Source organism: Burkholderia sp. KJ006 (genome assembly GCF_000262695.1).
Classification (GTDB): domain Bacteria; phylum Pseudomonadota; class Gammaproteobacteria; order Burkholderiales; family Burkholderiaceae; genus Burkholderia; species Burkholderia vietnamiensis.
On sequence record NC_017921.1, the window covers coordinates 341,216 to 366,735 of the forward strand.

At 65.8% G+C, this 25,520-nt stretch carries 25 protein-coding genes; 15 read left to right on the forward strand and 10 right to left on the reverse strand.

Annotated features, from left to right (window positions below; all coding sequences use genetic code 11):
- The first annotated feature begins 29 nt into the window (after positions 1-29).
- Complete coding sequence (locus MYA_RS15635) at positions 30-608, forward strand: peroxidase-related enzyme (RefSeq protein ID WP_014724103.1); 579 nt, start codon at positions 30-32, stop codon at positions 606-608.
- 189 nt (positions 609-797) lie between these two features.
- On the opposite strand, the gene MYA_RS15640 is transcribed toward MYA_RS15635, so the two are convergent.
- On the reverse strand, positions 798-1,673 hold the full coding sequence (locus MYA_RS15640) for an SDR family NAD(P)-dependent oxidoreductase (RefSeq protein ID WP_041494007.1): 876 nt from the start codon (positions 1,671-1,673) through the stop codon (positions 798-800).
- Positions 1,674-1,880: 207 nt separating this feature from the next.
- Positions 1,881-2,459 (reverse strand): TetR/AcrR family transcriptional regulator, encoded by a 579-nt coding sequence (locus MYA_RS15645; protein ID WP_014724106.1) that lies wholly within the window; start codon positions 2,457-2,459, stop codon positions 1,881-1,883.
- Between the two features lie 204 nt (positions 2,460-2,663).
- On the opposite strand from MYA_RS15645, the gene zwf reads away from it, so the two are divergent.
- Complete coding sequence (gene zwf, locus MYA_RS15650; protein WP_011880949.1) at positions 2,664-4,139, forward strand: glucose-6-phosphate dehydrogenase; 1,476 nt, start codon at positions 2,664-2,666, stop codon at positions 4,137-4,139.
- Positions 4,140-4,182: 43 nt separating this feature from the next.
- On the opposite strand, the gene MYA_RS15655 is transcribed toward zwf, so the two are convergent.
- Entirely contained in the window at positions 4,183-5,130 is a 948-nt protein-coding gene (locus tag MYA_RS15655; RefSeq protein WP_014724107.1) for a LysR family transcriptional regulator, read from the reverse strand.
- Between the two features lie 101 nt (positions 5,131-5,231).
- Between MYA_RS15655 and MYA_RS15660 the strand changes: the two genes are divergently transcribed.
- The 5 genes from MYA_RS15660 (at position 5,232) to MYA_RS15680 (ending at position 9,856) form a co-directional block, all read left to right on the forward strand.
- Positions 5,232-6,434, forward strand: coding sequence for an MFS transporter (locus MYA_RS15660; RefSeq protein WP_014724108.1), 1,203 nt, complete (start codon positions 5,232-5,234; stop codon positions 6,432-6,434).
- A gap of 30 nt (positions 6,435-6,464) precedes the next feature.
- Positions 6,465-6,788, forward strand: a complete 324-nt coding sequence (locus tag MYA_RS15665) for a MoaF-related domain-containing protein (RefSeq protein ID WP_014724109.1) — start codon at positions 6,465-6,467, stop codon at positions 6,786-6,788.
- A 15-nt stretch (positions 6,789-6,803) separates the two neighbouring features.
- Positions 6,804-7,748 carry a TIGR03571 family LLM class oxidoreductase gene (locus tag MYA_RS15670; RefSeq protein ID WP_014724110.1) on the forward strand — a complete coding sequence of 315 codons (945 nt, stop codon included), beginning with the start codon at positions 6,804-6,806 and terminating at the stop codon, positions 7,746-7,748.
- Between the two features lie 121 nt (positions 7,749-7,869).
- Entirely contained in the window at positions 7,870-8,676 is an 807-nt protein-coding gene (gene dkgB, locus MYA_RS15675) for a 2,5-didehydrogluconate reductase DkgB (RefSeq protein WP_014724111.1), read from the forward strand.
- Between the two features lie 64 nt (positions 8,677-8,740).
- Entirely contained in the window at positions 8,741-9,856 is a 1,116-nt protein-coding gene (locus MYA_RS15680) for an alkene reductase (RefSeq protein ID WP_014724112.1), read from the forward strand.
- A gap of 37 nt (positions 9,857-9,893) precedes the next feature.
- On the opposite strand, the gene MYA_RS15685 is transcribed toward MYA_RS15680, so the two are convergent.
- Entirely contained in the window at positions 9,894-10,559 is a 666-nt protein-coding gene (locus MYA_RS15685; RefSeq protein WP_014724113.1) for an O-methyltransferase, read from the reverse strand.
- A gap of 92 nt (positions 10,560-10,651) precedes the next feature.
- On the opposite strand from MYA_RS15685, the gene MYA_RS15690 reads away from it, so the two are divergent.
- The 3 genes from MYA_RS15690 (at position 10,652) to MYA_RS15700 (ending at position 13,882) form a co-directional block, all read left to right on the forward strand.
- Positions 10,652-11,302 carry a TetR family transcriptional regulator gene (locus tag MYA_RS15690; protein ID WP_014724114.1) on the forward strand — a complete coding sequence of 217 codons (651 nt, stop codon included), beginning with the start codon at positions 10,652-10,654 and terminating at the stop codon, positions 11,300-11,302.
- Between the two features lie 401 nt (positions 11,303-11,703).
- Positions 11,704-13,092 (forward strand): NCS2 family permease, encoded by a 1,389-nt coding sequence (locus MYA_RS15695; protein WP_014724116.1) that lies wholly within the window; start codon positions 11,704-11,706, stop codon positions 13,090-13,092.
- A gap of 196 nt (positions 13,093-13,288) precedes the next feature.
- Positions 13,289-13,882, forward strand: a complete 594-nt coding sequence (locus MYA_RS15700; RefSeq protein ID WP_014724118.1) for a hypothetical protein — start codon at positions 13,289-13,291, stop codon at positions 13,880-13,882.
- A gap of 132 nt (positions 13,883-14,014) precedes the next feature.
- Here the strand turns inward: MYA_RS15700 and MYA_RS15705 are convergent, their stop codons facing one another.
- Both MYA_RS15705 and MYA_RS15710 read right to left on the reverse strand, forming a co-directional pair.
- Entirely contained in the window at positions 14,015-14,665 is a 651-nt protein-coding gene (locus MYA_RS15705; RefSeq protein WP_041494236.1) for an ABC transporter ATP-binding protein, read from the reverse strand.
- Between the two features lie 11 nt (positions 14,666-14,676).
- Complete coding sequence (locus tag MYA_RS15710) at positions 14,677-15,879, reverse strand: hypothetical protein (protein ID WP_041494008.1); 1,203 nt, start codon at positions 15,877-15,879, stop codon at positions 14,677-14,679.
- Positions 15,880-16,203: 324 nt separating this feature from the next.
- Between MYA_RS15710 and MYA_RS31165 the strand changes: the two genes are divergently transcribed.
- Positions 16,204-16,998 (forward strand): hypothetical protein, encoded by a 795-nt coding sequence (locus MYA_RS31165; protein WP_148278569.1) that lies wholly within the window; start codon positions 16,204-16,206, stop codon positions 16,996-16,998.
- 330 nt (positions 16,999-17,328) lie between these two features.
- A complete protein-coding gene (locus MYA_RS29880) occupies positions 17,329-18,276 on the forward strand; it encodes a GlxA family transcriptional regulator (protein WP_072465459.1) in 948 nt (315 codons plus the stop codon).
- A gap of 54 nt (positions 18,277-18,330) precedes the next feature.
- Here MYA_RS29880 and MYA_RS15720 read toward each other — a convergent pair whose 3' ends face one another.
- From MYA_RS15720 to MYA_RS15730, 3 genes are all read right to left on the reverse strand, one after another.
- A complete protein-coding gene (locus MYA_RS15720) occupies positions 18,331-18,813 on the reverse strand; it encodes a YybH family protein (RefSeq protein WP_011880966.1) in 483 nt (160 codons plus the stop codon).
- A 127-nt stretch (positions 18,814-18,940) separates the two neighbouring features.
- A complete protein-coding gene (locus MYA_RS15725) occupies positions 18,941-19,801 on the reverse strand; it encodes a DJ-1/PfpI family protein (protein WP_230945024.1) in 861 nt (286 codons plus the stop codon).
- A 145-nt stretch (positions 19,802-19,946) separates the two neighbouring features.
- Positions 19,947-20,693: an SDR family oxidoreductase gene (locus MYA_RS15730; protein WP_014724123.1), complete on the reverse strand. Its 747-nt coding sequence runs from the start codon at positions 20,691-20,693 to the stop codon at positions 19,947-19,949.
- 385 nt (positions 20,694-21,078) lie between these two features.
- On the opposite strand from MYA_RS15730, the gene MYA_RS15735 reads away from it, so the two are divergent.
- From MYA_RS15735 to MYA_RS15745, 3 genes are all read left to right on the forward strand, one after another.
- Positions 21,079-21,999 (forward strand): LysR family transcriptional regulator, encoded by a 921-nt coding sequence (locus tag MYA_RS15735; protein WP_011880969.1) that lies wholly within the window; start codon positions 21,079-21,081, stop codon positions 21,997-21,999.
- A gap of 226 nt (positions 22,000-22,225) precedes the next feature.
- A complete protein-coding gene (locus MYA_RS15740; protein WP_011880970.1) occupies positions 22,226-23,008 on the forward strand; it encodes an ABC transporter substrate-binding protein in 783 nt (260 codons plus the stop codon).
- A 256-nt stretch (positions 23,009-23,264) separates the two neighbouring features.
- Positions 23,265-24,380, forward strand: coding sequence for a succinylglutamate desuccinylase/aspartoacylase family protein (locus MYA_RS15745; RefSeq protein WP_011880971.1), 1,116 nt, complete (start codon positions 23,265-23,267; stop codon positions 24,378-24,380).
- Between the two features lie 159 nt (positions 24,381-24,539).
- On the opposite strand, the gene MYA_RS15750 is transcribed toward MYA_RS15745, so the two are convergent.
- Positions 24,540-25,346: a MetQ/NlpA family ABC transporter substrate-binding protein gene (locus MYA_RS15750; RefSeq protein ID WP_014724125.1), complete on the reverse strand. Its 807-nt coding sequence runs from the start codon at positions 25,344-25,346 to the stop codon at positions 24,540-24,542.
- Positions 25,347-25,520 lie beyond the last annotated feature (174 nt).

Genomic DNA, 25,520 nt, shown 5'->3' on the forward strand with positions numbered 1-25,520 from the left:
CCCGACCGCGCCACTATCAAGGAGACCCCATGACCGCTGCCGACCACGCGCCCATCAGCCGCTTCCCCGTGCCTGCGCTCGACGATCTGCCCGACGACATTCGCGCACGCATCGCCGCCGTTCAGGAGAAGTCGGGCTTCATCCCGAACGTGTTCGTCACGCTCGCGCATCGCCCGGACGAGTTTCGCGCGTTCTTCGCGTACCACGACGCACTGATGGACAAGCCCGGCAATCTCACCAAGGCCGACCGGGAGATGATCGTCGTCGCGACCAGCAGCGCGAACCAGTGCCAGTATTGCGTGATCGCGCACGGCGCGATCCTGCGCATCCGCGCGAAGGATCCGCTGATCGCCGACCAGATCGCGACGAACTACCGCAAGGCCGACATCACCGCGCGGCAGAAGGCGATGCTCGACTTCGCGATGAAGGTCTCGCAGGCCGCGCATGAAGTGGGCGAAGCGGACTTCGACACGCTGAAGTCGCACGGCTTCAGCGACGACGACGCGTGGGACATCGCGGCGATCGCCGGGTTCTTCGGCATGTCGAACCGCCTCGCGAACGTGACCAACATGCGCCCGAACGCGCAGTTCTACGCTCTCGGGCGTTGACGGCGCGGGCCGTCGCGGGCGCAGCCTGCCTCGTGCTGCCGCGCCGTTCGCCGTATGCGCCGGCCGGCAGCGGCGCAGCCGCGGGCCGTTGGTCGAGCCGACGCGTGCTGCGCCGTCCGGTTCGCCGCACGCGTCATGTCGGCAGCGGCGCAGCCGCAGGACGCGCGGCCGAAACCGGCGCTTGCCCGCCTACCCGACCTGCTTCAACGTGTGCAGCCCCTCTGGCAGCTTCGCGTCGGGGAACATCGTCGACAACGTCGTATCGCGCCACCGCGCCGCCTCCTGTGCGCGCTGTGTTTCGGCCTGTTCGCAGACGAACAGCGCGTCGGCGCCGAGCAGCAGGCGCAACGGCACGTCGTCGCGGCGCGACAACTCGACGATCAGCGCCGCGATCCGGGCCGGGTCGCCGACTTCGCGGCCGCCATACGAGCCCAGCATGTCCAGCATTTTCCCGACCGACGGCTGATAGTCGGGCAGCAGCGCGTCGACTTCACGCTTCGCCTGCGCGGCCCACTCGGTTCGCATCCCGCCCGGCTCCAGCGTGCACACGCGCACGCCGAACGGCGCAACTTCCTTCGCGAGCACATCGCTGAACCCGCCGACCGCCCACTTCGCGGCCTGATACGCCGAGAGGCCCGGCGTGGCCGTCCGGCCGCCGACCGACGATACCTGGAAGATGTGGCCCGAGCGCTGCGCGCGCATCGTCGGCAGCACCGCGCGCGTGAGGTTGATCACGCCGAACAGGTTCGTGTCGATCTGGTCGCGAAACCGCTCGGCGCTCATCTGCTCGAACGGCGCCGTATGGCCGTAGCCCGCGTTGTTCACCAGCACGTCGATACGACCGAACGCGTCGCGCGCGACAGCGGCCGCATGCGCGGCTGCGGCTTCGTCCGTCACGTCGAGCTCGACCGTTCGCAAGCGGTCGCCGTAACGTTCCGCCAAATCGGCCAGCCGCGCGGGATCGCGCACTCCGGCCACCAACCGATCGCCCGCCGCCAGCACCGCTTCCGCGATCGAGCGCCCCAGGCCGCGCGCGGCCCCGGTCACAATCCACACCTTCGACATATTCGACTCCCGTCCAACGTTGAACCGTTCACAATGAATGATTACTCACTCATTAATATCGACGCTACATCGGGCGCTTGCATCCTGTATCACGCTGCGTGAGCCCGTGTTCGTCACCGCGGCGGCGTCCGGTCCGAACCGAACCGGCCGCGCCGTATTGCTTCACCCGCAGGTTGCGCACGCCGATCCGGCGCGCCGCGCGAGCGCTCACACCGCGTGCAATACCGCCCAGAGCGCGCGAAACCCGGCCTCCCGGTACGCATCGGCCGCGGCCGGCTCGCGCGCAATCGACTCCATCGCCGTCTCGGCGATGGCCGTAAACAACGACGCGCGAAACGCATGCGCATGCTCGGCCTGCAGGCCGCCCGACGCGGCGGCGTGCTCGTGCAACAGCGCATGCACCGCGCCGAAGCCTTCGGCGCCGGCCGCACGATGAGCGTCGTCGATACGTCCGCTCACGATCAACTGCTGCAGCGCGCGCCGCCCGTCCGGGTTCGCGACGCCCCACGACACATAGCCGTTCCAGGCATGCCGCATCGCCTGCTCGGCCGGCGCCTGCTCCGGAAAGCCGGTCATCATCGCGTCGCGCATGCCGGCCTTCAGGTCGAGATACAGCGCGTTCAGCAACGCATCCTTGCTGTCGAAATAGGTGAACACCGTGCCTTCCGCGACGCCGGCGAGCCGGGCGATGCGCGCCGTCGTCGCACTCGCGCCGTCCTCCGCGAGCGCGCGCGCCGCGGCGGCAAGGATGGCCTCCTGTTTGTCGGGACTGCGGGGACGGGCCACGTTCGGATCCTTTAATGAGTGAGCACTCAATCATAATCAAGACGACGAATGAAACGCAAGCGCTGTTACAAGCGCGCCCACTGCAGACATCCCGCAGCAAAAACGTGCACTATTAGCGTTTCCACGTATCGGCGTGCCAACCCACCGGCGCCGGTGCTTCGATGTCCGTTCCAACGCTCACCCGTTTCAGACCGCGAATCCTCCATGACGAACAAGCCCAACCAGACCGAAGCCGAGCAGCCCGTCGACATGATCATCTTCGGCGGCGGCGGCGACCTGGCCGCCCGCAAACTGCTGCCCGCGCTCTACATGGCGCATCTGCACTGCAACCTGCCGCCGGACACGCGCATCATCGCGGTCGGCCGCCGCGACTGGGGCATCGACGGCTACCGCCAGTTCATGGACGAGCAGTCGCGCCCGTTCATCGACGCGAAGGCGTTCGACGCCGATGCCTGGGCGCGTTTCCTCGACCTCTTCAAGTACGTGCTGATCGACGTGAACGCGCCGCAGGACTACGCGCGGCTCGGCGAAGCGGCGCGTAGCGACGCGATCCGCGTGTTCTACCTGTCGACGTCGCCGGAGCTGTTCACGACGATCTGCGACAACCTGTCGGCCGCGCATCTGGTCGATGCGCGCTCGCGCGTCGTCCTCGAAAAGCCGCTCGGCCACGACCTCGCATCGGCGCAGGCGATCAACGATGCGGTCGGCAAGCATTTCGCGGAATCGCAGATCTACCGGATCGACCATTACCTCGGCAAGGAGACGGTGCAGAACCTGATGGTGCTGCGCTTCGGCAATCCGATCTTCGGGCCGCTGTGGCAGGCGCCGAGCATCCGCAGCGTGCAGATCACGGTCGCGGAAACGGTCGGTGTGGGCAGCCGCGCGGGCTTCTACGACCACACCGGCGCGCTGCGCGACATGGTGCAGAACCACCTGCTGCAGCTGCTGTGCATCGTCGCGATGGAGCCGCCCGTGTCGCTCGACCCGGACGCGGTGCGTGACGAGAAGCTCAAGGTGCTGCGCTCGCTGCGGCCGATGGCGCTGTCGGACGTCGCGCGCGACACGGTGCGCGGCCAGTACACGGCCGGCGCCGTCGACGGCCAGCCGGTCAAGGGCTATCTCGAGGAAGACAACGTGCCGGCCGACAGCCACGCCGAGACGTTCGTGGCGCTGCGCGCGTACGTCAACAACTGGCGCTGGGCGAACGTGCCGTTCTTCCTGCGCACCGGCAAGCGGCTGCAGCGCCGCCAGTCGGAGATCGTGATCGAATTCGCGGACATGCCGTTCTCGATCATCCCGAGCGGCCCGCGCCACTACAGCAACCGCCTCGTGATCCAGCTGCAGCCGGAGGAATCGATCCAGCTGCAGATGCTCGCGAAGGAACCGGGCAGCGGAATGAAGATGGTGCCCGTGAGCCTGAACCTCGACCTGCAGCAGGCGATTCCGGAACGGCGCGCGGAAGCATACGAGCGGCTGCTGATCGACGTGATCCGCGGCCGCCTCACGCACTTCATGCGCCGCGACGAGCTCGAAGCCGCGTGGTCGTGGGTCGAGCCCATCCTCGACGGCTGGAAGCAGCTCGGCGACCGCCCGCGCCTCTATACGGCCGGCACGTTCGGGCCGGCCGCGTCGTCGGCGCTGCTCGCGCGCGACAACATGTCGTGGTCCGAAGAGGCGTAAGCCGCCCGCCGGCAGGCCCGCCGCGCACGCGCGCGGCGCGCCGTCACAGCGGCCCCATCCAGGCGGCCTTGCGCCGCGCCGGCGCTTCGCTGCCGGTGCCGCTGCCGCCGCGCAGCGCATCGATCAGGTAATCGACGAACGACGCGATCCGCGACGAAATCGCGGTGTTGCGGTAATACACCGCATTGATCGGCTGGTCGACGTCGAGCGTGTGGCGCGTCAGCACCTGCACGAGCCGCCCGGCCTCGCGATCCTGCGCGGTCATGAAGTCCGACAGGCAGACGATGCCCGCGCCGTCGAGCGCGAGCTGTCGCAGCGTCTCGCCGCTCGACGACCAGATCGCCGGCTCGATGCGGGTCGGCTCGCCGTCCGCGCCGAGGATCGGCCACACGTTCAGCGATTCCGGCTGCGTGAAGCCGAGCAGCGTGTGCTTGCGCAGCTCGTCGGCCTTGCGCGGCTGCCCATGCGCGTCGAGGTACGCGGGGCTCGCGAGCATCCGCAGCCGGCTGTTGCCGATGCGCCGGCTGTGCAGCGTCGAATCCTTGAGCCGGCCGATCCGGATCGCGACGTCGGTGCGCCGCTCGAGCAGGTCGATGATCCCCTCGTTGCTGTTCAACTCCAGTTCGACCTTCGGAAAGCGTTCGCGGTAGCCGCGCACGAGCGGCACGATCACGTGCAGCATGAACGGCGTCGCCGCGTCGACGCGTAAGCGCCCCGACGGCATCTCGCGCCGCGCGAGCATCTGCTCCTCGGCATTCTCGACGGACTCGATGATCGCGCGCGCGTCCTGCAGGAACGCCCGCCCTTCCTCGGTGAGTTCGAGCCGGCGCGTGGTCCGGCGCAGCAGCGTGGTCTTGAGCTTCTCCTCGAGCCGCGCGAGCGTACGGCTCGCGGCCGACACGGTCAGGTCGAGCCGCTGCGCGGCAGCGGTGATCGAGCCGGTATCGACCACGGCAGCAAAGGCCTGGAGTTCGTCGAGCGTGATCTTCATTATTGATCTCAAATCAAAACAATTTGGTTTATAGACGAGTTTTTCCGCAAAAGTAAAGCCGGCACACTGCGATCCGTCCTCACCGGAACCAGGATCCCGTCATGCCACTCGCCCTACTTGCGCTGACCATCAGCGCGTTTGCCATCGGCACCACCGAGTTCGTGATCGTCGGGCTGATCCCGACCATCGGCGCCGATCTCGGCGTCAGCCTGCCGTCGGCCGGCCTGCTCGTCAGCCTCTATGCCTTGAGCGTCGCGATCGGCGCGCCGCTGCTCACCGCGCTCACCGCCCGCGTGCCGCGCAAGACGCTGCTCGCCGCGCTGATGGCGCTGTTCACGATCGGCAATCTCGTCGCGTGGCAGGCGCCCGGCTACGAATCGCTGATCGTCGCGCGCATCCTCACCGGCCTCGCGCACGGCGTGTTCTTCTCGGTCGGCTCGATCATCGCGACCACGCTGGTGCCGAAGGAGAAGGCCGCCAGCGCGATCGCGACGATGTTCAGCGGGATGACCGTCGCGTTCGTCGCGGGCATTCCGCTCGGCACCTTCATCGGCCAGCACTTCGGCTGGCGCGCGACGTTCCTGATCGTCGCGCTGTTCGGCGTCGTCGCGTTCGCGGGCGCGGTGGCGTTCGTGCCGCGCGGCCTGCCGCAGACGGCGCCCGCGCCGCTCGCCCGCCAGTTCCGCGTGCTCGCGCAGCCGCGCCTGCTGCTCGTCTATGCGATGACGGCGGTCGGCTACGGCGGTTCGCTGATCGCATTCACCTACATGGCGCCGCTGCTCGAACGGATCGCCGGCTTCACGCCGTCGCAGATCAGCCTCGTGCTGGTCGGCTACGGCGTGTCGGTCGCGTTCGGCAACGTGTGGGGCGGCAAGCTCGCCGACCGCGTCGGCCCAGTCGGCGCGCTCAAGCGGATCTTCCTGCTGCTCGCCGCCGTGCTGCTCGCGCTGACCTTCACCGTGCACGTGAAATGGCTCGCGGTGCTGACGATGCTCGCGTGGGGCGCGGTCGCGTTCGGCAACGTGCCGGGCCTGCAGGTGTACGTCGTCAAGCAGGCGCGCCACTTCGCGCCGGACGCCACCGACGTCGCCTCGGGCTTCAACATCGCCGCGTTCAACCTCGGCGTCGCGGGCGGCTCGTCGCTCGGCGGGCTGATCGTCGCGAGCGCCGGCCTCGGCCATACGCCGTGGATCGCCGCGCTGGTCACGCTCGGCGCGTTCGCGCTGACCGCGCTCAGCGGCCGCCTCGACCGCAGCGCCGGGCTGCCGGAACGCACGGCCGAACCCGTCGAACTCGCCCATTGAACGTCACCCTTTTTGCAGGAGCGACCCAGCATGAATGCATCGACCCGACGTCCGCCGTTCGCCGGCAAGACGTTCGAAGTCCGTTACGACGGGCTGACCGCCCTCAACGCCTATGACGCGGACGGCCGCCACATGCGCTACGCGATCACCGACGGCCCGTACGCGGGTGCGACGGGCGAAGTCGAATACACGTGGCAGCCCGTCGCCGCCGACACCTACGCGATCGCGTGGCAGGAAGCCGATCGCGCGACCGTCGTGCACATCGACGATTTCGCGGCCGGCACGTCGCGCACGTTCTTCACCGCGGCGTCGCTCGATTTCCACCGGCTCGACGGCAGCCTGCGCGCGGTCTGAACGGAGACGTCCATCATGTCCACGTCACTTCAAGCGCTCGCCGCCGGCGGCTTCAGCATCGGCATCGAGCTGCCGCTCGACAACGACTGGTCGCCGGCCGGCGACGCGAAGCGCCAGCACGACGGCCGCCGTCCCGGCGTGCCGGATCTGGCCAGGCACGCGGAACTCGCACGCCTGGCCGACACGCTCGGCTTCCGCGCGCTCTGGGTGCGCGACGTGCCGGTGTACGACCCGTCGTTCGGCGATGCCGCGCAGGTGTTCGAGGCGTTCTCGTATCTCGGCTACCTCGCGGGCATCACGCGCGACATCCTGCTCGGCACGGCGGCCGTCGTGCTGCCGCTGCGCGAGCCGCTGCTGACGCTCAAATCGGCCGCGACGATCGACGCGCTGAGCGGCGGCCGCCTGCTGCTCGGCGTCGCGAGCGGCGACCGGCCGGTCGAATATCCGCTGTTCGGCCGCGATTTCGCGTCGCGCGGCGCGAATTTCCGCGCACAGATCGCGTTGCTGCGCGACGGCGCGCGCGGCCACCTGCCGCCGGGGCTCGAGGTCCTGCCGCACGTCGCCGCGCCGCTGCCGCTGCTCGTCGCGGGCCTCGCGCAGCAGACGCCCGCGTGGATCGGCGAACACCTGGACGGCTGCCTCGCGTATCCCGGCACGCCGGACGATCACCGGCAGCGCGCCGCGAACTGGCGCGCGGTGGCCGGCAACAAGCCGTACGTGAGCTTCATCCACCTCGATCTCGCCGAGGACCCGCACGAACCGCTGCAGCGCCACCGCTTCGGCGCGCGCGCCGGGCGCATCGCGCTGGCCGAGGAACTCGCGGCGATGCGCGACGCGGGCGTGCAGCACATCGGGCTGCACTTCCGGCGCAATCGCCGGCCGCTCGACGAGACGATGTCCGAGATCGCGACGCACGTGCTGCCCGCGTTCCATGCGCCCGCAACGACCCGCGCCGCATAGCGCCGCACGATCCTTGATCTGAAATCAAATATTTTTGACCTCTGACGGCGTTTATCTCATCAGTTGCACCCGCCAGAATGACCCCATACCGCAACCGTTCCACCTCTTCCAGGAGCACACGATGAGCAAGATTCCCGCCTTCGGCCTCGGCACGTTCCGACTGCAGGGCCAGGTCGTCATCGACTCGGTCCGCAACGGCCTCGAGCTCGGCTATCGCGCGATCGACACCGCGCAGATCTACGGCAACGAAGCGGAAGTCGGCGCGGCGATCGCGGCATCGGGCGTGCGTCGCGAAGACCTGTTCGTCACGACCAAGATCTGGGTCGACAACTACGCGCCCGGCAAGCTCGCGGCGAGCCTCGAGGACAGCCTGCGCAAGCTGCGCACCGACTACGTCGACCTGACACTGATCCACTGGCCGGCGCCCGACAACGGCGTGTCGGTCGACGCGTTCATGACCGCGCTGGCCGACGCGAAGGCGAAAGGCCTCACGCGCGAGATCGGCGTGTCGAACTTCAACATCGCGCTGACGAAGGAAGCGATCGCGGCCGTCGGCAGCGACGCGATCGCGACGAACCAGATCGAGCTGAGCCCGTATCTGCAGAACCGCAAGCTCGTCGAGTTTCTGCAGAGCGAAGGCATCCACGTGACGTCGTACATGACGCTCGCCTACGGCAAGGTGCTCGGCGACCCGGTGCTCGACGCGATCGCGCGACGCCACCGCGCGACGCCGGCGCAGGTCGCGCTCGCGTGGGCGCTGCAGCTCGGCTACTCCGTCATTCCGTCGTCGACCAAGCGCGAGCACCTCGCGAGCAACCTGCTCGCGCAGACGCTGCGCCTCACCGACGAAGACCTCGCGCAGATCGCCACGCTCGAGCGCAACGGCCGCGAAGTGGATCCGGCCGGCCTCGCGCCGCAGTGGGACTGAGCGCGCCCATCCGTCGATCGACCCATCCGCGGCCAGCCGGCCGCGGCACTCAAAGGACACCAGCATGAACCACGACCCGCTGTTCCAACCGCTGCAATTCGGCGCGCTGACGCTGCCGAACCGTATCGTGATGCCGCCGATGACGCGCTCACGCGCGACCCAGCCCGGCGACGAAGCGAACGAACTGATGGCCGAGTATTACGCGCAACGCGCGAGCGCCGGCCTGATCGTCAGCGAAGGCACCTACATCGCGCCGCTCGGCAAGGGCTACGCGTGGACCCCCGGCATTCATACGCGCTCGCAGGTCGCCGGCTGGCGCAAGGTGACCGACGCCGTGCATGCCGCGCACGGCCGCATCTTCGCGCAGCTGTGGCACGTCGGCCGCCTGAGCCACACGAGCCTGCTCGGCGGCGCGCAGCCGGTGTCGTCGTCGCCGATCCAGGCGAAAGGCGTGAACGTGTTCATCGCCGGCGACGACGGCAGCACGCCGGGCTTCGTGCAGGCGTCCGAGCCGCGCGCGCTGACGGTCGCCGAGATCGGCGAGATCGTCGCTCAATACCGCGCCGCCGCGCGCAACGCGATGGAAGCCGGCTTCGACGGCGTCGAGCTGCACGGCGCGAACGGCTATCTCGTGAACCAGTTCATCGACTCGAACGCGAACACGCGCACCGACGCATACGGCGGCTCGCTGGAGAACCGTCTGCGCTTCCTGCGCGAAGTCGCGCAGGCGCTGATCGAAGGCACCGGCGACGCGTCGCGCGTCGGCATCCGCCTCGCGCCGCTGACCACGCTGAACGGTTGCGTCGACGACGATCCCGAAACGACCTACCTCGCGGCCGCGACGCTGCTCGGCGAACTGGGCGTCGGCTATCTGCACATCGCCGAAGCCGACTGGGACGACGCGCCGCTGATGCCGCCGGCATTCAAGCAGAAGCTGCGCGCAGCGTTCGGCGGCGTGCTGATCTATGCGGGCAAGTACACCGCCGAGCGCGCACGCGAAGCGATCGCCGCCGGCTGGGCCGATCTCATCGCCTTCGGCCGCCCGTTCGTCGCGAACCCCGACCTGCCCGAACGCCTGCGCAGCGGCGCCGCGCTCGCGCCGCACGATCGCAACACGCTGTTCGGCGGCGGCGCCAAGGGCCTCACCGACTACCCGGCGCTCGCGCAGGCTTGCGCGTGAACGTGAAAGTGAGCGCCCGCGCGATGGCGCGCCGATGTCAGACGAGCCGCATCGACAGCTCGACGTCGGCGCCGAACGGCACCGACAGGTAGCCGTTCGCCGGCGCGCGCACGTAGTCGAGGTAGTCGGGGCTGTGCTCGGCGTTGTCGGCGACGATGAATGCGCCGCGCCGCAGCCGCGGCTCGACGCGCGCGAGTATCTCCGGATACAGCGCCTTCGCGCCGTCGAGCAGCAGCAGGTCGACGGTGGCCGGCAGGTCGGTCGCGAGCGTCTGCAGCGCATCGCCTGCGCGGATCTCGACCAGATCCGCGAGCCCGGCCGCCGCGAGGTTCGCGCTCGCGCGCGCCACCTTCGACGCCTCGAATTCGCTCGTGATCACGCGGCCGCCGCCGTTGTCGCGCAGCGCGGCCGCCAGATGCAGCGTCGAGATGCCGAACGACGTGCCGAACTCGACGATCGAGCGCGCGCCGCAACCGCGCGCGAGCATGTACAGCAGCGCGCCCGTCTCGCGCGACACCGCGAGCGGATAGTCCTTCAGACCTGCATAGAAATCGGCGTAATCGGTCTTGCTGCGCATCAGCCGCGCCAGCTCGTCGCGCGACACGCCGGCGAACGCCGGGTCCGACGCGGGCGACGACGCGTCGGCTTCGTCGAACAGGCGCGCGAGCAGCGATGCGAGCGGATCTTGAATCAGGGTGGTCATGCAAATCTCCGGGTCAGGTTGAGCGCGTCAGGGCGCCCGACTAGAATATGACGAACTATTCACGTTTTACTATTCGCATTCCCGGAGCCGCCATGACCGACCGCCGCACCACCCGGATCGCCTCACGCAGACTGCCTCGGCAGGCCCGCTCGACCCAACTCGTCGACGCCGTGCTGCAGGCCGCTGTTCAGGTTCTGGCGGCCGAAGGCGCGCAGCGCTTCACGATGGCGCGCGTCGCCGAGCGGGCCGGCGTGAGCGTCGGCTCGCTGTATCAGTACTTCCCGAACAAGGCCGCCGTGCTGTTCCGCCTGCAGCACGACGAATGGCGGCAAACCTCCGGCATGCTGTGCGCGATGCTGCAGGACGGCGCGAAGACGCCGCTCGAGCGCCTGCGCACTGCCGTCCATGCGTTCGTGCGCTCGGAGTGCGACGAGGCGCCGATGCGCACCGCACTCGACGACGCCGCGCCGCTCTATCGCGATGCGCCCGAGGCGCGCGAACTGAAAGCCGAAAGCGAGCGCGTGTTCGGCGCGTTCATGCGCGAAGCGCTGCCGGACGTGCCGGACGCCGCGCGCACGCTCGCGGGCGACCTGATCGTGACCACGCTCACGGCGGGCGGCAAGGCGTTTTCCGAGACCGAACGCAGCGCGGCCGAGATCGACGCGTACTCGAACGCGATGGCCGACATGTTCTGCGCATATCTCGAGCATCTGGTCCGTGGCGCGCATCCCGCGCGCGACTGAGGCAGCGCGGCCGCGCTGCGCTGCCGCTGCAGTGCCACTGCCGCCCATCCCGCCTACGAATAGTCGCCTTAACGGATTCGAACTAGGCGTATACGCGCGTTCCGCGCCGACGAAGCCCCACGGCACGCGGATATAAGCGCGCCGACATGCGCTGCATGCCGTTCCTCCAATGGGACGCGCCGGGCCGTTCGCCTAACCTTCGCTACGGCAAAGCACGCGGCCGAGTCCGCCTCGCCGCGCGTGGTGCGACGCGACGCACGCGCGCCGGTTGGCGCGCGGCCGGCGACACCCGCCGCGCATCATGCGTGCGCACGACGATGCCGATCATTCCAACCAGATTCGAGACACCCTGACGACGGTCCGCCGCGGCCGTTTCAGCATGCTGATAAAGGAGCAAGCTCATGAGTGATACCCCGGTGCAGCCGACGGTCGGCGTCGGCGCGGAAGAAACGGACTTCGGCACCAAGGGAGTCATCGACCGGTACTTCGACATCTCGTCGCGCGGCAGCACGCAGCGCCGCGAAATCGTCGCGGGCGTGACCACGTTCCTCGCGATGGTCTATTCGGTGTTCGTCGTGCCCGGCATGTTGGGCAAGGCCGGTTTCGACACGAGCGCCGTGTTCGTCGCGGTCTGCCTGACCACGGCGTTCGGCTCGCTGCTGATGGGCCTGTGGGCGAAGCTGCCGATCGCCATCGGCTGCGCGATCTCGCTGACCGCATTCACAGCGTTCGGCCTCGTGCTCGGCAAGGGCCTGCACCCGAGCGTCGCGCTCGGCGCCGTGTTCGTGATGGGCGTCGTGTTCACCGGCATCTCGGTCACCGGCGTGCGCTCGTGGATCCTGCGCAATCTGCCCGCGGGCGTCGCGCACGGCACCGGGATCGGCATCGGCCTGTTCCTGCTGCTGATCGCGTCGAACGACGTCGGCCTCGTCGTGAAGAATCCGGGCGCGGGGCTGCCGGTGTCGCTCGGCCAGATCACCGCGTTCCCGGCGATCATGTCGATCGTCGGGCTCGCCGCGATCTTCGGGCTCGAGAAGCGGCGCGTGCCGGGCGGCATCCTGCTCGTGGTGGTGGCCGTGTCGGCGATTGGCCTCGCGTTCGATCCCGCGGTGAAGTACCGCGGCATCTTCGCGCTGCCGTCGCTCAGTGCGCCGGGCCAGGCGTCACTGATCGGCGCGATGGACATCAAGGGCGCGCTGTCGATGGCCGTGCTGCCGAGCGTGCTGGCGCTCGTGATGACCGCCGTGTTCGACGCGACGGGCACGATTCGCGCGGTGGCGGGACAAGCCGGCCAGCTCGACCAGCACGGCCGCATCGTCAACGGCGGCCGCGCGCTGACCGCCGATTCGGTCAGCTCGATCTTCTCCGGCTTCCTCGGCGGCGCACCGGCGGCGGCCTACATCGAGTCGAGCGTCGGCGTGGCCGCCGGCGCGAAGACGGGCCTCGCGGCAGCGGTGGTCGGCGTGCTGTTTCTCGTCGTGATGTTCTTCTCGCCGCTCGCGGCGCTCGTGCCGTCGTATGCGACGGCGCCCGCGCTGATGTACGTCGGCCTGCTGATGCTCGGCAGCGTGAGCAAGCTGCACATGGACGACGTCGTCGACGCGATGTCGGGCCTCGTGTGCGCCGTCTTCATCGTGCTGACCGCGAACATCGTGACGGGCATCATGCTCGGCTTTTCGACGCTCGTGATCGGCCGCGTCGCGAGCGGCGAATGGCGCAAGCTGAACGTCGGCACCGTGCTGATCGCGGCCGTGCTCGTGACGTTCTATCTCGGCGGCTGGGCGATCTGAAGCCGGTGCGCAGCGGGACGGGAATGTTTGCGTTCACGCTCAGCGGCGAGCGCTCTGCAGGCCCGGAAGCGGATGTTTCCAGGCTTTTTTGCCCGTACGGGCGTGGTGCTTCGCAGATGCGGCGAGCGCGTGCTGGCGCGTCGAATCACGATTGCGCACGCGGTGCTACGATCGCGCTTTGTGTTCCGGAACCGTCATGAATCCGTTCGGTATCGTCTCCGAATCAGATACGCGGACCGCGCCGCGCAAGCCGCCGTTCATCCCGTCGTTCGGCTTCGTCGAAACGCACGAATCGCAGCCGATCGACGCACCGTCGGCTCGCATCATCGATGCCGTCGCCGCGCTCGACATGCGCGCCGATCCGGTGATCGATGCGCTGCTCGCCGTGCGCGAAGCGCCGGCGGCCGTCGCTCGTTTGGTGGGCCGCCGCAGCGGCGGCGCTGCGCGTGAACGCTTCGGCTTCGATACGTTCACGCTGCTGCATCGCGACGATACGTCGCTGTCGCTTGGCCTCGTCGGCCGCTTCTGGCGTCCGACGCCCGACGTCCGGCCAATCGACGACGCCTCGGCGTTCGTGCGGCACGCCGATCCCCACGACGCGAAGCTGGTGCTCAGGTTCGAGGTCGTCGGGCTGCCGAGCGGCGCGCGGTTCTTGCGCACGGAAACCTTCGTTCATTGCCCGAGCAAGCGCACGCGCGCGCTGTTCGTGCCGTACTGGCTCGCGATCCGGCTCGCGAGCGGCTGGATTCGGCGGCGGACGCTCGCGGCTGTGGAGCTTGCGGTGGGGTGAGGTGGATAGATAGCGTTGGATCAAGGGGGGCGGTTGGGCCGCCACCCGTCATCGGCAGGCTGCTTCTGCTTCTCTCACTCCGGTTGCCCAGCGGAAACGAACCATAGGCACCGAAACCATCGGGTATTGAGATTACCGACTGAACGGCTGAACCGGCGCGCTATCCGACCTACCGAGATCGGCAAAATTGAGCGTCCTGGCACCGCAGCCTTCTACCAGCTTGGGATCGTGGCTCGAAAAGAACACGACCCGATCTTTCGCCAGCGTGCGGAACAAGTCCATCAGGACACCGCGCGCAGCGGCGTCGAGCCCGTCGCCAGGTTCGTCCGCCACTACGACTGAGGATTCCCCGAGCGTGATGGCGCTCAAATAAATCTTCTTGCGGGTGCCGAGTGACATCTGTTCAAAACGCTTTTCCAGGTGCGGCGCCAACCCGAAGCGATGTGCCAGATCGAGAGTGTCGCGACCGACTACCGTCCTTTTGGTCGAGGCGACGAATTCGAGAAACTCGCGTCCAGTCTGGAACGGATACGCCATGCAGTCGTCCGGCACGTATGCTAGTGAAGACTTTGCCTTGAGCGGCGCGTCACGTAGTGAATGACCATTGATCCACACGTTACCTTCGTCGGCATCGATGGTCCCGGCGAGGATGCCAAGCAGCGTCGACTTGCCGCTGCCGTTCTCATCACAAAGCGCCACGCACCCTGCCCCGGTCACGTGGTGCAGCCCTTGGAATACGACGTACTCACCATAGCGCTTGCTGATGTTTTCGATTCGAAGCATTGTGAAGTCCATCAGATGAAGATTTGCCATGCGGCGACGATCCAGCTCACGGCGAGTGTTACGCCGAGCAAAACGGATTCTCTCGGAGCATAGCGTTGTGGCAAGCGCAGCAGCGCAAGCAAAGGCGCGCCTGCCGATACGATCGCAACGGCGACGTGGACCGACAGGGCTCCGTGCGCTACCAGAAGCACCGGCGCGACGGCGGCAAATGGCAGTGCGAGCATGACGACCGTCAGTACATCCGCACGAACCTGCACCATCGAGCCTAGCGGGAGCGATCGCACAAAATGGGCCGCCCGAACGTGACTCGCACGCAAATCGCGATAGGTCGTTGACGCGATCAGCGCGATCACGGCCTGTGCGATCAGCGTCAACGGCACGGCGCGCGTGTCGAAACCCCAAAGGTCAACCATGTAACAGGTAGAAGCGGCGACCGCGCCCATGACTGCGCAGCGGCTGACGGTCTCTGCGAAGTGACGCCCTAGAATACCGAGCTGCAGGTTGACGAAAACCGGAAGCCGATGTGCCGTATTTGCGGACATGCGACCGACTACTCGACACCACGTCGGACCAAACTGCCTCGCACGCGGAGAGGATGCCGCAGGCGCATGGGCCAACGCGAACGCAGCAAGAATCAGCGACGCTGCTAGCAGTAGCGTCCGCACGGCGTTATCCGTCTGCAGCGCGCCGATCAGAACGAGATTGGCAACCACCAACGGAATTCCGTTACTGATATTGCGCGACAACGCGGCCAATTGCCATCCAAGCGTAATCATCGTCAGAGCGATAACGTACAGATAGTTCGAGGCCTTATCCGGCAAATAAGCGAACGCGATCGCTGCGGAAATGACGGGGAACAGCAGCGGCGTACTGGCAATCAGCACGACGGCTGCATCGAGGGTACGGCGATGCCGATCAGAAACAGGCAACGATTTGACGAAGACGGCAAACGGGCCGCCGCTAATGGCCGTACGTTGGATTAGCACCCAAAGCATGCCGATGACTTCGAGCATATGCACCCAGACGAACCGCCATTCGAAGCCATGCTCCGGGGCCAAAGGTGCGAGTACCGGCGCCCCCAGGAGGCGGGACTGTGCGAATACGGGCATTGTGGGCAGCAGCAGCAGGACAGTAAGGGATAGCGCCTGCCAGTGCCTATGCAGCACCCGGGCCGTCGCCAGTACGTACCAACGCAATCGCCACGAAAGCATCATTCTTATTCCCGTAATGCGCCACGCGGCCCCGCATGATCGAAGCGGTATCCTGCCATGTCGGCCGGCACGGCACAACTCGTACGCCACTGCCGCGCAGGCTGGATGAGCGTCGGGCAACTGTGTCGAAGGAAGCATATGGGGCGTTTGTCGGAATAGCGCATATAGGTTGGATCCGCAGCCACTTTGAGCATTCACCGATGTCCGCGCGGGTGTCGCGGATGAGAGCGGATAACGCCCTATACCGGGCTGTTAAACTGGCCGGCACCGGCGAACTCTCACTCCATGACTACTCTCGAACGAAACCGCCCATTGGCCGCATCCGAGATGTCTCTCGCTCGTTGGATGCTTGAGCACGGTGAGCCGAAGGCGCGAGATTTTTTGGAACAACTCGCAGAGGCCGAGGTTACGCCATGGCGCTGTCCTTGCGGCTGTGGGTCCATCAATTTCCAGATCAAGGGCCGCGACCCTGCGCCTCCCGGCGTACACGTCCTCGGCGATTTTATTTTCGGTCCACACGATGAAGCAGCCGCGAAAGCTCACCCTAGCAATACCGATAAATCACAAATCATTGGCAAGCTAATGTTAATCGGACGCACCTACTCTGCTTCAGTGGAGCGGAGAAAGACCAAAGGGCTTGGCAAGGATGAAAGACACGCGCTTGAAGTCGTCATCGAGGCCGCCACTGCTATTGCTGGGTCAAAATGTGCCACGCTATTAGATGCTATCGGATTGGACGACAAGCTCACCCTTGACCGCGTGCCCGAAGCCGCTGCTATTCATCTTGAACTTTGTCAGGCATTGGCGACCGCCAACAATCGCGAAAACAGCAGCCTAGCATCTAAATACCTGCACTTTCATCGGCCAACCTTTTTCCCCATTGTGGACTCGATTGTCCGTGAAGGTTGGTCGTGGGTTATGGACGATTTGGAAGGCAGCTATAAGTGTTGGCGCGACTTCGGAAAAGTCGCTCGCTATAAGGACTGGTGTGCGCGTGTTCTGGAACTCCGCGATTTGATGGAGGACAACCTTCGGCACGCCGTCAGTCTCCGGCAAATCGATAGCTATTTGTTGTCGATAATGTCTGTCGATGGGCAAGGTGGTTTGGGGTTACCACAGTAGACGTCGCGCTCAGTGAGAGACGGCGATCGCAAAGAGCAAGTCCGAGCGGCGCAGGTGGTTCGACCCGGAGCCCCTCGCTGCCGTGCTGTGATCCGCCAAGACTCAGGCTCCGGCAGGGCGTGATAGCGACGCCTGATGCCATCGAGCGTCCGATTCCGCTGAGATTGAACGTTTCTCGTGGGGCGATCTGCGACAGTCACCCGCCGCAGGACGGTAGCCGCCCGACGAGAGCACAAACGACGCATCTTCCCCACGACGAACCGCACGACGCGATTCGAGGGTTTTCTATAAACTAAGCCCTCCCTTGAATCTTCGACCACCGACTTCGTCATGCATCGAATTGGATTTTTCGTTTGCCGCGGCCATGATGCTCTCGATCTCGGTGGCCCACTTTCCGCCTTTAATCAAGTAGCCACAGCCGCTGGCCATACTCCGTACGATCTTCATGTCGTCTCGCAGTCTGGAGGTCCGGTTCCCGGTAATACGGGCATTGCGATCGAGACAAAGCCGATCGGAAAGCGCACATTCGATACCGTCGTTTTCGTGGGCGGCGATTTAGATCCGATGCAGACACCGGAGAACATCGCAGCTGCCACGAAATTGGCCGCCCGGGCCTCGCGAGTGGCAAGCGTGTGCACAGGAGCGTTTCTGCTGGCGGAAACCGGCTTGCTGGACGGATTGAAAGCAACGACACACTGGCGATACGCTGCTCTATTGCAGTCGCGCTTCCCCCGCACCAGGGTCGAGGGCAATAGCATCTATGTCGTGGACGGCCGTATTTGGACGTCGGCGGGAATCGCCTCCGGAATAGATCTGGCGCTCGGCATGATCGATAGAGATCTGGGTTCGAATGTTGCGCGCGCTGTCTCCAGGCTTTTGGTCGTCCCGTATCGTCGACCAGGCGGGCAGTCCCAGTTTTCCGCCATGTCGCAAATGGAGCCGGAATCGGATCGTATCCGCATCGCCCTGAACTTTGCCCGGGAACATCTGGCTGAAGCGTTACCTGTGGAACGACTCGCCGATGCAGCGAGATTAAGCCTGCGACAGTTCGGACGAGCATTTCGCCGGGAAACGGGTGAAACGCCTGCCAAGGCCGTCGAACGTTTGCGGGTCGAAGCTGCGAGGCTGCGCCTGCAGGAGGGCAGCGAACCGATCGAACAAATTGCTCTGGCGGTAGGGTTCACTGATCCGGAAAGAATGCGGAGGGCCTTCATCAAACTGCATGGCCACCCTCCGCAGGCGATCCGACGCGAGAGCAGATTGAATAAAGCGCGCTGATCGAGCGCCGGCCGGATAGCGCTTGCGGTCGGTGTTTGCCTATATCACCCGCGCTCAACGGCTATCGGATTTCTGCGTAGCGTAATCATTCCAGATATCGCGATGCAATTTCCACGCACCGCCCTCCTTCAGAAAAAGGAGGATCTGCTTGCCACGGTATTTAACGGCTCCAGCATGATCACGGATTTCCGCATCCGAAACCTCCGTCACAGCCCGGTCGTTACCGTAGAACTCGTAATTGCTGAACGATACGGTGTCGGGCTTTGCCCCGGCATACTGCTTGGCGAAGTATGCGGCAATCGCGCTGCCACCCGTCACCCTGTTGCCGCCGGGCGGCAGCAGTGCGCCGTCGTGCGTATACAAGCGGCCTATCGCCTCGTAATCCCCTCGCGCAAAGGCATCGGCCCACCGCGCGTTTTCGGTATTGATGGCCGCTTCGATTCGAGGCTGCGGGCCACTGGCAACTGCCGGCACGGCAAAGGCGAAAAAAGCAAAGCAGGCCGCAACGGGTGCGGCAAGACGACGAATCTGTTGCATTTGAGATTTTTCCGATCAGATTTCAAATAGACGGGCCTGCGCCAGATCGCGCAGGTGAGGCAAGCAATGTTGGTTGCGGCTTCATCGAGAATCGCGCGAGTCCTCGCAGACATTGCCCGCGGGAATTTCAGCGAACGCCCGGGATTCGTGCGAGTCCCTTGGATGCACCGGGCAGTTCTTTGTCGACCATCGCGATGACTTCCTGCCGTGCGTCTCTGGGGTGGCCGGAATGGAACGGCGGAGCGGGATCGTATTCGATTACGAGTTGCGTGAATTCGGCAGCCTGTTGACCGCGCAGCTTCGCCGCGACGCGAAGTGCGAAATCGATGCCGGCCGTCACGCCGCCGCCGCTCATGAAACGGCCGTTGTCGTCTTCGACGAATCGATCCGGCACGGGGATGGCGCCATATTCGGACAGCTTGTTGACGAACGCCCAATGGCAGGCGCTACGCTTGCCATTGAGAATGCCCGTCGCAGCGAGCACCAACGATCCGTTGCAAACCGAGGTCACATGTTTGGCACTTTGGGCCAAACGCCGGATCTGCGCCTGATACTCGGGCCGCATCGGCGCCGTCAAATCGGAGCCACCGGGCACCAGAATCAGATCGGTTCGCTCGATATCGGCCAGCCGTTCGGTCTTGCCGTACACGACTCCGAATTCGAGCGTCACGTTGCCCCCATTGAGGCTCGCATAGCGAACGTTCGTATTCGGTAACCGGTGGAAAATCTCGCTGGGGCCGGCGAAGTCGAGCAGCGTCCCGCCGTCGTAATTGACAATCAAAATGTCGAGCGGGTCATTCGGAGCGAGTTCTCCTTTGCTGGCTGCCTGCGCAAGAGCAGGCGCGGTATGGCCAAGCAGTGCTCCGCCACCCAGTACGGCGCCGAGCGTGGCGACGCTTCCGAATTTGAGAATATCGCGGCGCGAACGACCGGCTTCGGTGAGTGGCTTCCCGGTGCGATTGTTTTCGCTAGTGTCGGTCAAGATCATTTCTCCTTGCGCTTCGGCCGCTCCACTTTTGCAACGAGGCTGGGCCGGATTGAACACCACCGCGCGAATAACGCGCAGTGGACATGTGATCAGGTGTGGATGAATCGGAAGGTCGTGCCGGGCTCGTGAACCGGTGTGCTCCCGCTTAAAGCTGCGACGCTCCGCCATCGACAACCAGTTCGCTGCCGACCACGTAGGAGGATTCGTCGCTGGCGAGATAGAGCGCTGCGTAGGCAATGTCCTCTGCCTTTGCCAGACGGCCAACCGGGATGGTCTTCGCGAACTCGCTTTTGAAGTTGCGGACGTCCTCGTCCGACATCCCCCACTTGCTGAGCAGGGGCGTGTCCGTGCCACCGGGCGCGATCGCGTTGAACCGGATCTTGCGATCGAGAAACTCGTAGGACCAACTACGGGCAAGCGATCGCACGGCGGCCTTGGCTGCCGCGGTCAACGATATGCCGTGCTTGCCGGTCTGGGCGACGAACGAGGTGTTGAGGATGACCGAGGCGCCCTCTCGCAACTCCGGCAGCATCGCCTGAAGCGTGTAGACCACGCCCTTGACGTTGATGTCCATGATCTCGTTGTAGAGGTCATCGTCGATGTCATTCACTGCGGACGGGAAAGCCCAGCCAGCGTTGGCGAATACGACATCCAGGCCGCCGAACCGTTCTTTTAACTGGGCGGCAACGGCACGCATGTCGTCGATCGAACGCACATCGGCCCTGAAAACCAATGCATCGTCGCCAAGCTCGGCCTTCACACGCTCGAATGCAGCGACATCGCGACCGGTCACCGCGACCCGAGCGCCTTCTGCAATAAAGAGCTTCGCGGTCGCGAGACCGATTCCGCTAGTGCCGCCGGTAATCAAAGCCGATTTGTTCTTAAGCCTCATTCTCTGTTCCTTTCGTTTGCGCGAAATTGATCAAACCGGGAGATCAATGGGCAATCGCATTTGTGCTCTTGATCCGGCTTGATTGCTGCGCAAATTATGGAACTGGAGCCGAATGGCTCAAAGGTCGTATAACCCTCACAATACGCCACACGACCCAGCTTGATGAATGACGCATTTCGGTGCTTACTGGCGGGCCGCGCGCAAGGAAGACGCGCTCGCGGCTAACCCTCGGCTCACGAGGCAGCGTGCTCGTACCAGTGGCTGGCTCAAACGGATGGATCACCGGCCTCGATGAAGTAACGGCGAGCAAACGAAGCCACCCCCGCGCTACCCTATCGATCCCCGCGTCAACGCCACCGCGCCGCCGCCAGCCTCGAACCGATCGATGACCCGCATCCGCAACCACCTGAACACCGCGCAGCTCCACGCGTTCGTCTGCGTCGCGCATCACAAGAGCCTGCGCGCCGCCGCGCGCGAGCTCGGCGTCACGCAGCCCGCCATCACGCATACGATCCGCGAACTCGAAACCGCGCTGAACGCCGAGCTGCTCGTGCGCAGCGTGCGCGGCGTCGACCTGACCGCGTGCGGCCATGCGCTGCTGCCGCGCGCCGAGCAGCTGCTCGGCGACATGCGCCGCACCGTCGAAGCCGTCGAGCAGGTAAAAGGCGAGATGTCGGGCCGCGTCGCCGTCGGCACGATGCCGTCGATCGCGCTGACCGCGCTGCCGCACGCGGTCACCGCGTTCCGCCGCGCGATGCCGAACGTCAGCCTTCATCTCGAGGAAGTGACGGTGCCCGACGCGCTCGCGCAGCTGCACAACGGCACGCTCGACATCGCTGCGATGCACCATGTGCCCGCGCTCGACCGCGAATTCACGCAGACGCCGCTGCTGTCCACCGAGTTCACCGTCGTGATGCGCGACGGCCACCCGCTCGCGCACGCGCGCCGTTTAGAGGATTTACTCGACGCGGAATGGATCGTCACCGTCGGCGCCGAGCAGTTTCCGCACAGCGTGATGATGGCGATGTTCGAGGCGCGCGGCCTGCCGCTGCCGAAGCGCCTGCTGCGTTCGCCGATGTCGTTCGCGGTGACGCTCGGCCTGGTCGCACGCTCCGACGTGATCGGCTGCTTCACGCGCCCGCTGGCCGCCATGGTCGCGCCGCTCGGCATCCGCACGGCCGATCTCGACGAAACCATGCCGCGCTTCGACCTGTCGATCATCGCCCGCCGCGACCTGCTGCCGACGCCCGCCGTGTCGCAATTCGTCACATGCCTGCAGCGCGCGGTCAACGAAACGCTAGGCTGAATCGTTCCTTGCTTTGAAACGGCCGCATCGCGCGAGCGCGGCCGTCCGGGCCGGTATCGGGGCATGTCCTAGGCGCCCTGCCGGTATTTTGTCTTGATAATCTTGCGCACGTCGCGCGCCCGCATCGGGCATGCGAAACGGACCGTCCGACGCGAAGCCGCGCCGGGGCGAACGCTTACGGCGCGGCACAACCGCGCACCCATCGAACAAAACGAGGAGTCACCGAGTGAAAAAGATTCTTGCGGCTGTGACCGTGGCCCTGCTGGCCGTATCGGCCGGCACTGCATACGCGAAGGACTGGTCGACCGTACGCTTCGGCGTCGACGCAAGCTACCCGCCTTTCGAATCGAAAGGCGCCGACGGCAAGGTGGTCGGCTTCGACGTCGACCTCGGCAACGAGATCTGCCGCCGCATCGCCGCGAAATGCGTGTGGATCGAGAACGACTTCGACGGGATGATCCCGGCGCTGAAGGCTCGCAAGTTCGACGGCGTGCTGTCGTCGATGTCGATGACCCCGGCCCGCGAGGAACAGATCGCCTTCTCGGCGAAGCTGTTCAACACGCCGACGCGCCTCGTCACGAAGAAGGGCGCGGGCCTGCTGCCGACGGCCGAATCGCTGAAGGGCAAGACGATCGGCGTCGAGCAAGGCACGATCCAGGAAACCTACGCGAAGACGTACTGGGCGCCGAAGGGCGTCACCGTCGTCCCGTATCAGAACCAGGACCAGGTCTACGCCGACCTGATCTCGGGCCGCCTGAACGGCGCGCTGCAGGACGCCGTGCAAGCCGAGATCGGCTTCCTGAAGACGCCGCGCGGCGCCGGCTTCGATTTCGCAGGCAAGGACCTCGACGATCCGAAGACGCTCGGCAACGGCGCGGGCATCGGCCTGCGCAAGGAAGACACCGACCTGAAGACGAAGATCGACGGCGCGATCGCCGCGATGCGCAAGGACGGCACGTACGACAAGATTGCGAAGAAGTACTTCGATTTCGACGTGTACGGCAAGTAACAACGCGCAACGCGCGCTTTGCAGCCGCGCAGACGGGCTCCGCAAGGAGCCCGTTTTTTTTGCGCCGGCGCGGCGCAAGGCTGCGCGAACGCTCGCGCGGGACGCGCCCCGCGGGCGATTGTTTTCGCGCCAAGCCGATGATTCGCAACGGAAAACGCGATACCGCCGACGCGGTTTGATAGCTTCGCGCAAGGCAACGTACAATCGACCTTCCACGCATACCGGATCATTCGCGGCTGCGCCGCCTTCCCCCATCATGCAAACGCAGACCCATCCGCTGATTTCCCCCGCCATCGGCACCGAACGTCAGATCACGAGCTTCCACTACGGCCCGCGCGGCGGCAAGAAGGTCTACATCCAGTCGTCGCTGCATGCGGACGAACTGCCCGGCATGCTGGTCGCCACGCTGCTGCGCCGCAAGATCGCCGCGCTCGAGACGGCGGGCAAGCTGCGCGGCGAAGTCGTGATCGTGCCGGTGCCGAACCCGATCGGCCTCGCGCAACACGTGTTCGGCGATCACCTGGGCCGCTTCGAGCTCGGCTCGATGCAGAACTTCAACCGCAATTTCCACGATCTCGCCGCGCTCGTGCTGCCGCGCATCGAAGGCCGGCTGACGGGCGACGCGCAGCGCAACGTCGCCGCGGTGCGCACCGCGATGCGCGAAGCGCTCGACGAGCAGAAGCCGCGCACCGAGCTGGAATCGCAGCGGCTCGCGCTGCAGAAGCTGTCGTTCGACGCCGACATCGTGCTCGACCTGCACTGCGACAACGACGCGGTCATGCACCTGTACACGAACCCCGACCTCTGGCAGGACGTCGAGCCGCTGGCGCGCTATCTGAATGCGCAGGCGTCGCTGCTGGCGCTGAATTCGGTCGGCAATCCGTTCGATGAAATCCACAGCTTCTGCTGGTCGGATCTGCGCGACCGGTTCGGCGATCGCTTCCCGATCCCGAACGGCGCGATCTCGGTCACGGTCGAGTTGCGCAGCGAACGCGACGTGTCGTACGAGTTGGCCGAGCACGACGCGCAAGCGATCGTCGACTATCTGACCGAACGCGGCTTGATCGACGGCACGCCGGCGCCGCTGCCGCCGCTCGCGCACCCGGCCACGCCGCTCGCGGGCACCGATCCGCTGGTCGCGCCGGTGTCGGGCGTGATCGTGTTCCGCACGCCGGTCGGCGCGTGGATCGAGGCCGGCCAGGAAGTGGCCGACATCGTCGATCCGCTGACCGATCGCGTGATCACGCTGAAGAGCAGCGTGTCGGGCGTGCTGTACGCGCGGCAGGTCGTGCGGTTCGCCACCGCCGGAATGGAAGTCGCGCGCATCGCCGGCGCGACGCCGATCCGCAGCGGCTCGCTGCTGTCTGCTTGAGCGAACGGCCCGCGGCGCTATCGCCGCGTGCATCAACGCAATCGCCCGCTTGCGCGGGCGATTTGCTTTTCGGCTCAGGCGAATGCGACCGATGCCCCGGCGCAGCGGCCGGGCAGCGGCCCGGCAGCGGCCCGGCCGCTGCCGACGTGCTGTCGACGCTCAGAACGCCGGCACGATCGCGCCGCCGAAGGTCCGGTCGATGAACTTGCGCACGTCGTCCGATTCATAGGCCGCGACGAGCTTCTTCACCCACGGCTTGTCCTTGTCCTGCGCGCGCACCGCGATCAGGTTCGCATACGGGCCGCGCAGGTCCTCGATCGCGATCGCGTCCTTCACCGGCGTGAGCCCGGCCTTCACTGCATAGTCGGTGTTGATCGACGCGGCATCGAGGTCGGGCAGCGCGCGCGGCAGTTGCGCGGCATCGAGCTCGACGATCCTGATTTTCTTCGGATTCTCGGCGACGTCGAGCGGCGTCGCATTGACGCCGTTCGTGCCGACGCCCGGCTTCAGCTTGATCACCCCGTACTTCTGCAGCAACAGCAACGCGCGGTTGCCGTTCGACGGATCGTTCTGGATGCCGACCTTCCCACCTGTCGGCAAGTCCTTCAGCGATTTCAGCTTCTTCGAATAGAAGCCCATCGGCGCGGTGTAGGTGAGCCCGACGTTGACGATCCGGTAGCCGCGCTGCTTGATCTGGCTGTCGAGAAACGGCTGGTGCTGGAAGCCGTTCGCGTCGAGGTCGCCGGCGTCGAGCGCCGCGTTCGGCTGCACGTAGTCGTTGAACTCGATCACCTTGATCGCGAGGCCCTCGCGTGCGGCGACTTTGGTCACCTCGCTCCAAATCTGCGCATCGGGGCCGCTCATCGTGCCGATCTTCAAGGTCTGCGAATCGGCGTGCGCGCCGGATGAGGCAAAGGCCAGCGCCGCGGCAAGCGCGCCGAGGCCGGTCAGGATCGAACGTCGCATGGTGTGCTCTTGTCCCGTTTCGTGATGGAGCGCGCATCGTGGCACGCCCGCGCAGCGGCACCAACCAAGCTTATTTCATGTGCATATTCCGGAGAGCGATGGAATGACGCGCGCGTTCGGCATAACCCGTGGCGCGATCGCGCGGGAGCGACTGTGGCATCAGAACCACATATT